The sequence below is a fragment of the Marinobacter sp. MIT932201 genome (assembly GCF_047123295.1).
In the GTDB taxonomy this organism is placed as follows: domain Bacteria; phylum Pseudomonadota; class Gammaproteobacteria; order Pseudomonadales; family Oleiphilaceae; genus Marinobacter; species Marinobacter salsuginis.
Genome location: NZ_CP138917.1, coordinates 3,860,988 through 3,875,704 on the forward strand (window position 1 = coordinate 3,860,988; position 14,717 = coordinate 3,875,704).

Annotated in this window: 13 protein-coding genes; 11 read left to right on the forward strand and 2 right to left on the reverse strand. The window is 58.7% G+C overall.

The features are described 5' to 3' along the window. Positions 1-92: 92 nt before the first annotated feature. The 3 genes from rpiA (at position 93) to ppa (ending at position 3,091) form a co-directional block, all read left to right on the forward strand. Complete coding sequence (gene rpiA, locus SIC15_RS17810) at positions 93-773, forward strand: ribose-5-phosphate isomerase RpiA (RefSeq protein WP_305966471.1); 681 nt, start codon at positions 93-95, stop codon at positions 771-773. Between the two features lie 146 nt (positions 774-919). After that, a complete protein-coding gene (locus tag SIC15_RS17815) occupies positions 920-2,059 on the forward strand; it encodes an acyl-CoA dehydrogenase family protein (protein ID WP_412536584.1) in 1,140 nt (379 codons plus the stop codon). Positions 2,060-2,563: 504 nt separating this feature from the next. Then, the gene (gene ppa, locus SIC15_RS17820; RefSeq protein WP_069182011.1) at positions 2,564-3,091 is read left to right on the forward strand and encodes an inorganic diphosphatase; all 528 of its coding nucleotides are present in this window, start codon (positions 2,564-2,566) and stop codon (positions 3,089-3,091) included. A gap of 74 nt (positions 3,092-3,165) precedes the next feature. Here the strand turns inward: ppa and SIC15_RS17825 are convergent, their stop codons facing one another. Both SIC15_RS17825 and SIC15_RS17830 read right to left on the reverse strand, forming a co-directional pair. Further along, entirely contained in the window at positions 3,166-4,218 is a 1,053-nt protein-coding gene (locus SIC15_RS17825) for a DUF2333 family protein (RefSeq protein WP_412536585.1), read from the reverse strand. 7 nt (positions 4,219-4,225) lie between these two features. After that, complete coding sequence (locus tag SIC15_RS17830; RefSeq protein ID WP_412536586.1) at positions 4,226-6,226, reverse strand: EAL domain-containing protein; 2,001 nt, start codon at positions 6,224-6,226, stop codon at positions 4,226-4,228. A gap of 198 nt (positions 6,227-6,424) precedes the next feature. Here SIC15_RS17830 and SIC15_RS17835 point away from each other — a divergent pair, with 198 nt between their 5' ends. From SIC15_RS17835 to fis, 8 genes are all read left to right on the forward strand, one after another. Further along, positions 6,425-8,038, forward strand: coding sequence for a diguanylate cyclase (locus SIC15_RS17835; RefSeq protein WP_412536587.1), 1,614 nt, complete (start codon positions 6,425-6,427; stop codon positions 8,036-8,038). A 317-nt stretch (positions 8,039-8,355) separates the two neighbouring features. After that, entirely contained in the window at positions 8,356-8,796 is a 441-nt protein-coding gene (gene aroQ / locus SIC15_RS17840; RefSeq protein ID WP_069182015.1) for a type II 3-dehydroquinate dehydratase, read from the forward strand. Between the two features lie 27 nt (positions 8,797-8,823). Further along, positions 8,824-9,291, forward strand: coding sequence for an acetyl-CoA carboxylase biotin carboxyl carrier protein (gene accB / locus SIC15_RS17845; RefSeq protein ID WP_377949306.1), 468 nt, complete (start codon positions 8,824-8,826; stop codon positions 9,289-9,291). Positions 9,292-9,309: 18 nt separating this feature from the next. Then, entirely contained in the window at positions 9,310-10,656 is a 1,347-nt protein-coding gene (gene accC, locus SIC15_RS17850; protein WP_069182017.1) for an acetyl-CoA carboxylase biotin carboxylase subunit, read from the forward strand. Positions 10,657-10,658: 2 nt separating this feature from the next. Beyond that, complete coding sequence (gene prmA, locus SIC15_RS17855; RefSeq protein WP_136631360.1) at positions 10,659-11,555, forward strand: 50S ribosomal protein L11 methyltransferase; 897 nt, start codon at positions 10,659-10,661, stop codon at positions 11,553-11,555. A gap of 61 nt (positions 11,556-11,616) precedes the next feature. Further along, entirely contained in the window at positions 11,617-12,864 is a 1,248-nt protein-coding gene (locus SIC15_RS17860) for a DUF3426 domain-containing protein (protein ID WP_412536588.1), read from the forward strand. Between the two features lie 224 nt (positions 12,865-13,088). Beyond that, entirely contained in the window at positions 13,089-14,087 is a 999-nt protein-coding gene (gene dusB, locus SIC15_RS17865) for a tRNA dihydrouridine synthase DusB (RefSeq protein WP_069182020.1), read from the forward strand. Then, the gene (gene fis / locus SIC15_RS17870; protein WP_008170934.1) at positions 14,084-14,401 is read left to right on the forward strand and encodes a DNA-binding transcriptional regulator Fis; all 318 of its coding nucleotides are present in this window, start codon (positions 14,084-14,086) and stop codon (positions 14,399-14,401) included. The genes dusB and fis overlap by 4 nt, the downstream gene beginning before the upstream one ends. Positions 14,402-14,717 lie beyond the last annotated feature (316 nt).

Sequence of the window (14,717 nt, forward strand, 5' to 3'; positions counted from 1 at the left end):
TAGAAAGTTTGCACGGCAGCCGTCTATAAGCAGAGGGTGCTTAAGCGTTATAATCCGCCTAAATCCAACCTGATTTGCAGCCGGAGCCCCAGATGACCCAGGACGAACTGAAAAAAGCCGTCGCCAAAGCCGCCATTGACTACATTGCCCCCCGCCTGGATAGCGACAGCGTGATCGGTGTGGGCACAGGGAGCACGGCCAATTTCTTCATCGACATGCTCGCGGAACTGAAGAACGAATTCGACGGCGCCGTCGCCAGCTCGGAAGCGACCGCCGAGCGCCTGAAAAGCCACGGCATCCCGGTTTATGATCTCAACAGCGTCAGTGGGCTGGAGTTCTACGTGGATGGCGCTGATGAAACCAACGAACGCCTGGAACTGATCAAGGGTGGCGGCGCCGCACTGACCCGGGAAAAGATCGTGGCAGCGGTGGCCAAGACGTTCATCTGCATTGCCGACGACTCCAAAATGGTTGGTATTCTTGGCGCCTTTCCCCTGCCCGTGGAAGTCATTCCCATGGCCCGAAGCCATGTTGGCCGGGAGATTGTGAGACTGGGCGGCGACCCGGTTTACCGTGAGGGGGTTGTCACCGATAACGGCAACATCATCATTGATGTCCACAACATGGATATTTCCCAGCCGATCCGGGTGGAAGAGCAGCTCAACAACATTGTTGGCGTGGTCACCAACGGCCTGTTCGCCCGCCGGCGCGCAGATCTGTTACTGCTCGGTACCAAAGACGGCGTGAAAAGTATCTCCAGCGAGGGCGCCTGACCGGTTTCTATCGCTGCTCGATTGTCGAAGCTGGCCTTTCGGGCCAGCTTTTTTATTGCCTGGAAAATCACATACCAAGCGCTTGCTTGGTATGTGATTTTCGGCGACACTGCTCTGCATTGATTCCGATCAGAGGGAGCTCCACCGTGTCCGACTACTTCAACGAAACCCACCAGCAGGTCCGTGCGACCGCCCGCAAGTTCATCGAAACCCAGGTACTACCCCACATCGACGACTGGGAAGAAGCGGGCGAATTTCCCCGGGATCTCTACAAAAAAGCCGGGGATGCAGGCCTGCTTGGAATTGGTTTTCCCGAAGCATTGGGCGGCATCGGGGAAGGCGACATTTTCCTTAAAGTGGCTGTCTCCGAAGAACTGATGCGCTCCACCTCCGGCGGCCTGGTGGCCGGCCTGGGCTCCCTGGATATCGGCCTGCCGCCGGTCGCCAAATGGGCGAAAAAGGAAGTCCGGGAACAAATCGTGCCGCCGGTTCTGCGCGGCGAGAAAATCGCCGCCCTGGCAGTGACCGAACCCGGCGGGGGTTCCGATGTTGCCAGCCTGAAAACCCGAGCGGTCCGTGATGGCGACCATTACATCGTCAACGGCAGCAAAACCTTCATAACCAGCGGCGTGCGCGCCGACCATTACACGGTTGCCGTGCGCACCGGCGGCGAGGGCCACGGTGGCATCAGTCTGTTACTCATCGACCGCGACATGCCCGGCTTCTCCACCGGCAAGAAACTGCGCAAAATGGGCTGGTGGGCCAGCGACACCGCCGAGCTGTTTTTCGAGGACTGCCGGGTCCCTGCAGACCGCCTGATCGGCGCCGAAAACGCCGGCTTCATCGCTATCATGAGCAACTTCCTGTTCGAGCGTCTCAGCCTGGCCATCATGGCCTATATGACCGCCCAACTCGCCTACGAGGCAGCACTGGAATACACCCAGCAACGCAAGGCATTCGGCCGCAACATTGCCGGCTTCCAGGTAACCCGCCACAAACTGGTGGATATGGCCACCCAGATCGACGTAGCCCGTGAATACACCTACCGCTGTGCCGCCCTGATGCAGGCAGGCAAGAACCCCATCAAGCAAGTGGCCATGGCCAAGAATTTCTCGGTGGATGTCTGCGAAAAGGTCACCCGGGAAGCGGTGCAGCTGTTCGGTGGCATGGGGTACATGCGGGAAACCGTCGTCGAGCGCCTCTACCGTGACTCCAAGATTCTCTCCATCGGCGGCGGCACCACCGAAATCATGAAGGAGCTCATTGCCAAGCAGATCAAGCTCTAGACCGCTGGCGTCGATCGTGCCTTCAGGTTCTGCCCCAGCCTGCCAGATTGGGGGCGGGCTCCTGTCGGCGGCCTTTCCAAAACACGCTACGAGCACATCCATGTGCGCTTGTTTCGGGCCATCCTTGGCCCTCTACAGTTTTGGAAAGGCCACCGACAGGACCCGTTCAAGCAATGTGCAATCCACCTGTTGTTGGCCTCTGTCATCAGGGTTCGCTTTTGAGTGCTGCTCAATGGTTCGGGCAGCTATCTGGAAGGGCCTTCCGAAAACGTGGAGCGCCAAGGATGGCGCGACCGAGCCCTACATGGACGTATTCACGGGCGTTTTTCGGAAGGCCCTTCCAGATAGCTGCGTGCGCCAGAATGAAAGACCTACCAAGACCCGCAACCAAGCCAAAAACCAACGACCAAGGTTTAGTTTCGAACTGCAGGATACTCCCGTATAATTGCGCCCACTTTTTAACCGCAGTTAAACGTACCGTTAACGTACCAGGAAGGATCGCACATGCAATTCGACAACATCCCCGCAGGCAAGAACCCGCCGGAAGACATCTACGTTGCCATCGAAATCCCGGCCAACAGCTCCCCGGTGAAGTACGAACTGGACAAAGACATGGGCGCCCTGCTGGTAGACCGTTTCATGGCCACCCCCATGTTCTACCCGGCCAACTATGGCTTCATCCCGCACACCCTGGCCGACGACGGTGACCCCCTCGACGTGCTGGTGGTCACACCCTACCCGGTGCAAGCCGGCTCTGTGATCCGCGCCCGTCCGGTGGGTGTTCTGAACATGGAAGACGAAGCCGGTGGTGATGCCAAGCTGGTAGCCGTACCCCACGACAAGCTGACCACCACCTACCACGATGTGAAGGAAATCACCGATCTGCCGGAGCTGCTGCGCGACCAGATCAAGCACTTCTTCGAGAACTACAAGACTCTCGAGCCGGGCAAATGGGTGAAGGTACAAGGCTGGGATAACGCAGAAGCCGCCAGGAAAGCCATCGTAGATTCCGTGAACGCCTACAAAGGCTGAGCCGGACTTTTCGTGGCATCAAAAAACCGGGCTTTGCGCCCGGTTTTTTATGTCTGGCTGATCGCCAATTGACATCAGCCCCGGGACAGCAGATCCCGCATATCACTGATTGCCGAGTTCGCCCGTGAAAGGTAAGCGGCCATCGTGAGAGAGTGATTGGCCAGCACGCCGAAGCCACTGCCATTCAGAATGACCGGGCTCCACATTTCGCCCTGGGCACCCTCAAGCTCGATAATGACCTGCCGTACGCTGGCCATGGCGTTCTTGTCCTGGAGAACTTTGCGGAAATCCACTTCGATCGCCCGGAAGATGTGCAGTAGCGCCCAGGAACTGCCTCGGGCTTCATAGAACACATCGTCAATCTTGGTCCATGGCGTTTTGATATCTTCTCCCGTGGTTTCTTCAGCCAGAGGATCTCCCGCATCCATATTCACCACGGCATCGGAAACGGAAGCTTTGCCCACACTTTCCCCCAGAGTCCGGGAGAGGCTGCCCAACCGGGTTTCCAGGTCTGCCAGCCAGTTACTCAGGTTGTCTGCACGCGCGAAAAACTGGGCATCAGCCTGTTCCGGGTTCGACAGACGATCAAGATAGCGTTTCAGAGCGGTGATGCCCCGGCGGTACTCAGCCTCTGTTGAGGGAATGGCCCAGCTCTCGCTGTCGAAGTGGAACTGGGGCTCGGCAATGACCAGATCCTGGTCTTCGGCCGACTGACTCTGGGAGCGGCTGATGTCTTTGCGCATGGCACGCGAGAGGTCACGGAGCTGAACCAGCACGCCATATTCCCAGTTGGGCATGTTGTCCAGCCAAAGCCCGGGAGGGAAAACGTCGTTGGAGATGTAGCCACCAGGCTTGTCCAGCAGGGTTTCGCCAATTCGAATCATGGTCACCGTGGTGGCGAAGCCGGTAATGGGTTCCCTTTCCATGGCGTTGGCCACCGACCGGGTATGCTCGCGCACCGAGAAAGTTTCCGGCTCGCTGCTCCAGAACATGCCAAGCACCAATGCCACCAGCAGGTAGACCACAACCAGCGCAAGAATCAGTTTGCCGATCACGCCGCTGCCACCGGCATAATCCTGAACATCGTCTTTCTTGTCCTTGAAGTACTGTCTGATTTTGCCTGGCATATGACTCTTAATCCCCTGTCTGTTGATTATCAGCGGCAAACGGCCGACCAAGATGGTAACCCATGGCTCCGTCGACACCCAGCTTACAGAGTACCGAGTATTCCGCGGCTGTTTCCACTCCTGTAGCGAACACTTTCACGCCGCGGCTGTGTGCGATGGCCACAACGGACTCTATGTAGAAGCGGTTATCCTCGTGGGTGTCGATGTCATGGATGAAACTGTTATCGATACGCAGGCCCTGAAACCTCAGATTTCTGAGATAACTGAAGGGCACGCCACCAACGCCGAAGCGGTCTACCAGTACCGGCACCCCCAGGCGCCCCAGCGCCCTGACCAGCAAGCCCACTGCCGTGCGGTGATGGTGAATGGTCTGTTCGGAGATACCTATCCAGAGATTTCGGGCCAGAGAACCGGCCTGCCCCAGTTGTTCAAGCAAGTCCGTACGAAACGCCTCGCTGGCCACGGACGCATTGCCAAGCGAGACGGCCAGTGGCTGATCGGGCAGGTCTTTCAAACGATCCAGTACCCGCTGGACCAACAGCCGATCAATATCGGAAATCAGACCGAAGCGCTCGGCCATGGGCACAAAGGTACCTGCCTTCAGAGCCCCTTCAACGGAATCAATGCGGGAGAACACCTGGTGATAAACCGGCATGAGACGACCTTCGTGGACCATGGGCTGGAGCCAGAGCGAAAGTGTCTGTCGACGGATCGCCTCACTGATGATTACCCGCCAGGTCTCCAGATTGTGATGGCCATCCTTCTCCGGATCCGCCAGGTGACAGCCCGTGCCGTTGCTACTCTGGGCGGTCCGCAGGGCTTCGTCCGCAGCAGCCATGAGATCGCGGGCCCCGCGGCCCTCAAGCGTTCTCGCCAGCCCGGCATGCACGGCTGTATCCATGGGTGAGGCAAGATCCGAATACACCCCGTCGAGATCATTTACCAGTTGCCGACACCAGACACCGGCGTCGGCCGGCATGACACCAGGCAGAAAAATGGCAAACTCGGCACCGGTTCGTCGACCGGCAAACGATCCGGCATGCTGCCTGACGAACTCTGCAATCACGGTGGCCACCCTCAGCAGCAGCCGATCCGCTTCGCTCCGGCCATAGGCCTGGTTATACCCGGAAAAATCCGCCAGCTGAATCAGCATGAGAACCCCGGGCGCGGCCTTCTCCTCGGATTCCACTTCGACTTTCAGGCGCTGGTCAAAGGCACCCCGACTGGCCAGCCCGGTGACCGAATCCTCGTTATTGACCCGGCGCAGGTGCTGGATGAGTTTGGCCTGGCCCTCAAAAAGCTGGCCCAGATCACCCGCCATCTGGTTCATGGCGTCCGTGACCTGGTTGATTTCACGGGTCGACTTGATCGACACCCGTTTCCTGAAATCCCTCTGGCCCAGGGCCCTGGCCTGATCCTCAAGAGCATGCAGCGGCCGCAGGGTCCGGCGAAGCAGCAGGAAAACCGCAAATAGTCCAATACCCCCAATAACCGCGGTACTGGCAGTCAGACCAATGGTGATTCGCCAAAGGTCTTCGTAGGCCCGACCGGGGTGGCTGATTACCTGAACCGTGCCTAGTCGGCTCCAGCCGCGGACCACTTCTGCCTCGGCGATCGGCAGGGGAAGATCCGCAAAAGTGCGGAACCAGGCCGGCACAGCCACCTTGTTCAGAGTCATTGCGCGCCCGGCAACCTGCTCGCCCTGATGATTCAGGTAGCTGACGGACAGGTATCGCCCACTGTCGAACACCGCATCAATCAATGACGCGGAAGCCACCGGGTCACGGCCATCGATGGCGTTGGAGAGTGACAATCCGATGGCCGTAGCCCCGTCACGGGCGTGGCCGGCCAACTGATCGGAGACATAATTCCGGAAGTACCCGAAGCTGGTAATGAAAACCGCAACCAGCAGGGTTACCAGCAAACCTCCGGTCAACACCAGAAGCATTGTTCGCAGGGTAACCACACCCTGCTGCCTACGTTTCAAGAGGATTTGCTTCCGTGCCATGGGGAGCTTCTCCGGATTGGCTGTGAGCCAGCCGGCCAGGTGTTTGTGACTTGCACCGCAGAGTTGACAAACATTTACATAGCGCAACCTACGCCGACAACATTAAACACTATAGACTCTGCAAAAGGACTAAGGTTGAAAAATCGTCCGCACCGGGGAAGGACGACCAATAACGAAAAAGAGACAGGCCCGAGCCACATGAACGACGAAAGCCAGAAAGAAAAACTCAGGCAGCATTTCGCACGCCGTGTAACAACCCAGGCCCGGGTTGTTCTGGACACCTGGCAGAAAATTCACGAAGACCGGGACAAGGCCGCCGCCCATCGCAACGAGTTTGCCGCTGCCACCGACAAGCTGGTGCGTTACGCCCAGCGCTTCGAAATGGAAAGTCACGCCAAGGCCGGGCAAACCACGCTGGAGCTGATCAACCAGTGGGAGCCGGGTTCGGCACTGGACGAAGGCCTTGAGCGACAGCTCCAGGATGCCATCGAAACCCTGTCCCAGAGCACCCTGCGCAGGACGGACCGCAATAGTTCCGAGGCGCCTCACCAGTTTCGCCGCACCCCGGTCTACATTGCTCTGGCCAACCAGGAAATGGCAAGCCGCCTCATCCGGCAACTGGAGTTTTTCGGCTTTCGGGCTTCGGCCTTTGCCAACGCCGATGAACTGACCGAAGCCTGTGCACTCCACAAGCCCGAGACCATCCTGGTGGACGTCAATTTCGGCGGTTCTCCCAACGCCGGCATTACCACCATCGAGCATCTGCAGGAACGTCACGATACGCCCATCCCGATCATCTTCATGAGCGATGAGGATGGCTCCATTGAAACCCGTCTGCAGGCCTCACGGTGCGGCGGGGAAGAGTTCTTCTATCCGGCCGTCGATCCGGGCCAGTTGATCGAGAAGATCGAAACCTATACCCACGGCAATACCGTGGAGCCTTACAAGGTTCTTGTTCTGGACGACTCCCGGGCCCAGGCCAAGTACATGGAAACGGTGTTGAAAAAGGCGGGCATGACCGCCCACATCATCACCGACCCGATGCAGATCATCCACGCGCTGGAAGAGTTCTCCCCGGAGATCATCATCCTCGACATGTATATGCCGGGCTGCACCGGGATGGAGATCGCCCGTGTCATCCGTCAACAGGATCGCTTCCACAGCGTCCCCATTATTTACCTGTCGGCAGAGGAAGACGTCAGCAAACAGCTCCATGCCATGAGTCTGGGGGGCGACGATTTCCTGACCAAGCCCATCGACCCGAAACACCTGATAGCCACCATCCACAACCGTGGCCGCCGTGCCCGCTCTCTACTGGCACTGATGATCCGTGACAGCCTGACTGGCCTGTTCAATCACACCCACACGCTCCACCTGCTGGACCAGGAAATTGTGCGGGCTCGCCAGAAAGAACAGCCACTGTGCTTTGCGATGATCGACATCGATTACTTCAAGAAGGTAAACGACACCTTTGGCCATCCGATCGGCGACCGTGTGTTGCGAAGCCTGTCGATGTTCCTCAAACAGCGCCTGCGCAAAACCGATCACATCGGCCGGTATGGCGGTGAGGAATTCGCCATTATTCTGCCCAACACCCGCCCGAGCGATGCCCGGAACGTTCTCAATGAAATCCGGGAGCGGTTCTCGGAGCTCCAGCAGCCCGCCGGCGACCGGGAATTCAACGTCACCTTCAGTTGCGGAATCGCAGCCTGGGATGACGACACTTCCCAGGCATTGTGCGAGCGGGCAGACCGGGCGCTCTACAGCTCCAAGGAACTGGGCCGCAACTGCGTGACTCTGGCCGACACCTGATTCCGGGCCGTTCCGGCCCGCATCCCCCCCGCGCAGACCTTCCAGAACAAATTTCGGTCGGGCATGGCTGAGTCCCTGCCCGGCTGCTACCTTTTATGAAACCAACGTCGTATAGAAGTTAGATCCTCCGTTCACGACAATGATTGTCATCAGCGGAAAGATCCCGTTTCGATTCATTTGCCGTCTTTTTTACGACCAATGGACAACAGGGAAGATTGTCAAAAAGTGTTGATCTGAACAAAACAAGCACGCACCATTGGGGGAACATGCCGTTAAATTCGGCGATCCTGTAAAAAGACACCAAGGCAGACAGAACCATGTCGACAATTCTCGTACTCCATGGACCCAACCTGAACATGCTCGGCACACGCGAGCCAGAGGTCTATGGCTACGAGACGCTGGCAAACATCGACGACCGGTTGCGTTCACAGGCGGCGGAGCACGGGCACCATCTGCTGCATCTGCAATCGAACGCCGAATACGAACTGATTGAACGGGTTCACGAGGCCCGGGCAGAAGGCGTGGACTTTATCATCATCAATCCAGCCGCTTTCACCCACACCAGCGTTGCCCTTCGGGATGCCATGCTGGCTTCGGGAATTCCTTTTATTGAAGTGCATCTTTCCAACGTGCATGCACGGGAACCGTTCCGGCATCACTCCTATTTCTCGGATATCGCCGAAGGCGTTATCTGTGGGCTGGGCAGCCAGGGGTACGATCTTGCACTCCAGGCGGCCCTGACACGCATTCACCGATAGACCTGACAAAACGGGACTGGACTGACTATGGATATTCGTAAAATCAAGAAACTGATCGAGCTGCTCGAGGAATCCGACGTCGAGGAGCTGGAGATTCACGAGGCGGACGATTCGGTACGTATCTCCCGCCGCCGTGAGCCGGCCGCCGGCGCCCAGTACGTGAGTCATTACCCGGCCCCAGCGCCTGCACAACAGCCAGCTCCGGCCCCTGCGGCGTCTGCCCCGGAGGCTGAAGAGCCGTCAGCGCCAGCGGGTCCGTCCGGACACACCGTGAAATCCCCCATGGTAGGTACGTTCTATCGCTCACCGTCGCCCACCGCCAAAGCGTTTGTGGAAGTTGGCCAGACGGTCAACGTGGGTGATGTCATCTGTATCGTGGAAGCCATGAAGATGATGAACCAGATTGAGGCCGACAAGAGCGGCACGATCCAGGACATCCTGGTCGAGAATGGCCAGCCGGTTGAGTTTGACCAGCCCCTGGTCGTCATTTCCTGAACGCGGTGATAGCTACTCATGGCCATGTTAGAGAAAGTTCTGATCGCAAACCGGGGTGAAATTGCCCTCCGGATTCTGCGCGCGTGCAAGGAGTTGGGTATCAAGACCGTGGCAGTGCATTCCCAGGTCGATCGCGACCTGATGCATGTGCGCCTCGCTGACGAGTCGGTCTGCATTGGCCCCAACAGCGCCACCGACAGCTACCTGAACATCCCGACCATCATCAGCGCCGCCGAGGTAACCGATTCCGTGGGTATTCACCCCGGCTACGGCTTCCTTGCCGAGAACGCCGATTTTGCCGAACAGGTTGAAAAGAGCGGCTTCCGCTTCATCGGCCCCAAGGCCGATACCATTCGGCTGATGGGCAACAAGGTGTCTGCCATCAACGCCATGATCAAGGCCGGTGTTCCGACTGTGCCGGGATCGGATGGCCCGCTGGATGACGACGAAGAGCGGACCCTGAGAATTGCCCGCGAAATCGGCTATCCAGTGATGATCAAGGCCGCCTCTGGCGGCGGCGGACGCGGCATGCAGGTGGTGCACTCGGAGGCGGCCCTGTTGAAAGGTGTCCAGATCACCCAGAGTGAAGCCAAGAATGCCTTCGGCGACCCGACGGTGTACCTGGAGAAATTCCTGGAAGCCCCACGGCACGTGGAAGTACAGGTTCTTGCCGACATGCACGGCAACTGCATCCATCTGGGCGACCGCGACTGCTCCATGCAGCGCCGGAACCAGAAGGTTATCGAAGAAGCCCCGGCCCCGAACATCAACCAGGAATCCCGGGAGCGCACCCTGAAGGCCTGCGTCGATGCCTGCAAGGAAATCGGCTACGTGGGCGCTGGCACCTTCGAGTTCCTGTACCAGGACGGCGAGTTCTATTTCATCGAAATGAACACCCGGGTCCAGGTGGAACATCCCGTCTCCGAGATGGTCACCGGCGTGGACATCGTGCGTGAGCAGCTGCGCATCGCCAGCGGCCTGCCACTGCAGTACACCCAGGACGACATCCGGATCTCCGGGCACGCCATGGAGTGCCGGATCAACGCCGAAGATCCGAAAACTTTCATCCCCAGCCCTGGAAAGGTCAAGCATTTCCATGCGCCTGGCGGGAATGGAGTGCGGGTGGATTCCCACCTGTATAGCGGCTACACGGTTCCGCCCTATTACGATTCCCTGGTGGCCAAACTGATCACCTGGGGCGACGACCGAGACATTGCCCGGCGCCGGATGAAGAACGCGCTGGACGAACTGGTGGTCGAGGGAATCAAGACCAACCAGCCTCTGCATCGGAAACTGGTACGCGATGGTGGCTTTAAACAGGTAGACTTCACCATCCACTACCTTGAGAAACTGATGCGGGATTAAACATGCCCTGGATACAACTCCAGATCCCGGCTGATCCGGACAACGCGGATCAGCTGGAAGATCTGCTCATGGAGATGGGCTCCGACGCCGTCTCCATGGAGGATGCCGCCGACCAGCCCCTGTACGAGCCCGACCCGGGCACCACCCCTCTCTGGAGCCAGACCACCGTCACCGGATTATTCGACTCCGATCGGGATATCGAACAGCTATGCGCCGATATCCGGGATGCCTGGCACCAGCGAACCCAGCAGGCGCTTCCCGAAATCGAAGTAACGCTGGTTGAGGACAAGGACTGGGAGCGGGCCTGGATGGACGATTTTCAGCCCCTGAAATTCGGCGAGCGACTCTGGATCGTGCCGAGCTGGCATGACGCTCCGGACCCGGATGCCGCGAATCTGATGCTGGACCCCGGCCTGGCCTTCGGTACCGGAACCCATCCGACCACAGCGCTCTGTCTGGAATGGCTCGATGGCCAGGACGCCCAGGGTAAGCAGGTCATCGATTATGGCTGCGGCTCCGGCATTCTTGGCCTGGCAGCCCTGCTGCTTGGCGCAGACCATGTTATTGGCGTCGATACTGACCCACAGGCCCTTGAAGCCAGCCGGGAAAACGCCCGGCGTAATGGTGTCGAAGACAGCAAGCTGGACCTGTTTCTGCCAGAAGACGAACCCGAGACCAAAGCGGACATCATGCTCGCCAATATCCTGGCCCAGCCTCTGATCGGCCTTGCCTCTCACCTTGCTTCCCGGACCAGACCCGGCGGCGACCTCGTGCTATCGGGCATTTTGTCCAGCCAGGCCCGGGAAGTGATGGCCGCCTACGAGCCCTGGTTCGTGATGGACGAGCCCGAACAGCGGGAAGAGTGGATACGCCTCACAGGACGGCGCAACGACAGATGACGAAACCGGTCTTAACGACTAAACTCCGACACTCGTAGCCCAGTCGCTTTCAGGAAGAAGCATGACCCAGAGCAGCCTGCAGACACAGTGCCCCAATTGCCAGACCCGGTTCCGGGTAACCGAAGAACAGCTTGGCATTGCCAAGGGCAAGGTACGCTGCGGGAACTGCATGAAAGTGTTCAACGCCATCGAACACCAGGTTATTCCCGGCGGCGATAAACCACGAACCCAACCCAGCCCCGAGCAACCGGCGGGCACCCAATCACCGGCCGGCTCCGGCGTCAGCGAGGAAGATTTTGTCTTTGCTGACAACCCGGAAGAGGATGCGGCGGAAGGCCGGTACGCCGGCACAAAGCTGACCTTTTCCGATGACGAGCTCAGCGACAGCTTCCGCAGCTTCGACGAGCGCGACGAAGCAGACTACAAAGACGCTGAGACTGACAGTTCCGACGAGAATGTGGATGAAAGCTGGGCCGAAGCCATTCTGCAGGATGACGAGCCAGCGCAACGGAAACCGTCTGCTGCAGAGCGGCCAGAACCGGAGCCCGAACCCGAGCCCGAGCCGGAAGAGCCAGCGTTCGAGCCACAAACCAGACAGGAACCCGACCGCGAGCTAAGCCTCGAGGAAGAACCGGTGTTCGAGCAGACCCAAACACCCGCTTCCCGGGGCGACCGGACCGCCAAAGAGCCTGATCCTTTCGATGACTTTGTGGAGGAATCCGGTTTCGATTTCGATGAGCCGGATCGACCGGCCGACACCTTCCATGCCGACCCACCCTTCCGGGACCTGCGTCGCGACCCCGTTGCCGTCGATTCGGGCGGGAGCGGCATTCGAACCATCGTATGGAGTGTCATTGTGCTGGGCCTGATCGGTGTTCTGATCGCCCAGGTCACCTGGTTCCAGTTCGACCGCCTGTCGGCCATTCCCGAGTTGCGGCCGTTTTATGAAAAAGGGTGTGAACTGGCCGGATGCGAGCTCAAACCGCTGATCAATGTTGAGGCGATACAGAGCCGGAAACTGGTGGTTCGGACCGATCCGGATAACCGCTCGCAACTGGTGGTCGATGCCGTCATCATCAACCGGGCCGATTTCGAGCAGCCGTTCCCCGCCATTGCCCTGACCTTTTCCAACCTGAACGGCGATGTGGTTGCACAAAGCCTGTTCACGCCCGACGAATACCTGGCCGGCGAGGGTCGAGAGCTGGAAGCCATGCCCACGGATACCCCCGTGCGCATTGCCATCAACATTCGGGATCCGGGCCGTGACGCAGTGAATTACAACATCCTCTTCCGCCCCCACACTCCCTGATCGAGTCAGGAAGTATTTACTCGACAGCGATGGCCGACGGCCATCGCACAGAACAAAAGTCAACCAGAAAGGGCGAAAAATAATCAGTTTTTTCACCGCCCAGCCCCTTCAATCATGGTTCACCCGGCGGTATCATTACCGCCCTTCGGATGCTGGATCGGTTACTTATTGAACAACCGCTCAGCCCGACCTTTGCTTAACCCGCTGTGACACGGACTCAGATCATGCTGCCAACGGCAAAAATCGGGCCGTACACCTTGCCCAACCCCTTGATTGTTGCGCCCATGGCTGGCGTAACAGACCGCCCTTTCCGTCTGCTTTGCCGGAGGTTGGGCGCCGGTCTGGCGGTGTCGGAGATGGTCATAGCGGACAGCAAACTCTGGCATACGCGCAAGTCCCGGACACGTCTGAATCATCAGGGTGAGCCGGAGCCCCGTTCGGTGCAAATCGCCGGCGGTGATCCGCAGATGCTCGCCGACGCCGCACGTCAGAATGCGGAATTCGGTGCCCAGATCATCGACATCAATATGGGTTGTCCGGCCAAGAAAGTCTGCAACAAGGCCGCCGGCTCCGCACTGATGAAAGATGAAGCCCTGGTGCGCGACATTCTTGAGGCTGTGGTTCAGGCGGTTGATATTCCCGTCACCCTCAAGATGCGTACCGGATGGGACAGGGACAATCGCAATGCACTGGTCGTTGCCCGAATGGCGGAGGATGCCGGTATTCAGGCGGTTGCCATTCATGGCCGGACCCGTGCGGACAAGTACGAGGGCAACGCCGAGTACGACACCATCGCCGATGTGAAGTCGCGCATCAGCATTCCGGTGTTTGCCAATGGGGATATTACATCACCGGAGAAAGCCCGGGACGTGCTTCGCCACACCGGTGCCGATGGCTTGCTGATAGGCCGTGCCGCCCAGGGTAGCCCCTGGATTTTTCGGGAAATCCGGCATTTCCTGGAAACCGGCAGCCACATGGCCGCACCGGAGCTGGACGAGGTCGAAGATATTCTGACCGAGCACCTCCAGGCACTGCACGCCTTCTATGGCGAGACCATGGGTGTGCGCATTGCCAGAAAACACGTGGGCTGGTACCTGCAGTCCCACGATCCGGGTAAACAGTTCCGCAAACGCTTCAACGCCATCGACGATGCGCTGGAGCAGAGAGACACGATTCAACGGTATTTTGCAGGCTTACGAAATGGAGAGGTATTCGCAGCATGAGCGCTGAGACTTTGGCAAACGATAACCTGAGCACCCCGGCCAACGATGATATTCATCAGTTGCAGACGGTGAACAGCAGCGGCAACACCGTCACCCTGCGTGACAGCGTGGAGGTTGCCCTGAAAAACTACTTCGCCCAACTGGACGGCGCTCCGGTGACCGAGGTCTACCAGCTGGTACTGTCCGAGGTGGAAGCTCCGCTGCTGGAGCAGGTGATGAAATACACCCGCAACAACCAGACCAAGGCCTCCACCATGCTGGGCCTGAACCGCGGCACCCTGCGCAAGAAGCTGAAGCAGTACGGTCTGCTATAATCCAGACACCCTGATTTAAGGAGCCTCTGAACAACTTCTCAATCACCTCTGGCCTTCAGAGCCAATTACAGTCAAGACGCGACTTTGCAGCAATGTCGGGACATTGCAAAAAGTCGCAACACAGAGTGTAAATGGCTCTGAAGGCCCCGAAGGGCGCGCTCTGAAGGCCGCATCTGCGGCGTTGCGACTCTTGCCAAGGACTACGGCCATTGCCGGCGAGCCGCGCCTTGCATCTACGGCCTTCAGAGCACGCAGAGGGGATTGAGAAGTTGTTCAGAGGCTCCCTGTGGCCTCCCGGACACCATTCGCGAGGCCC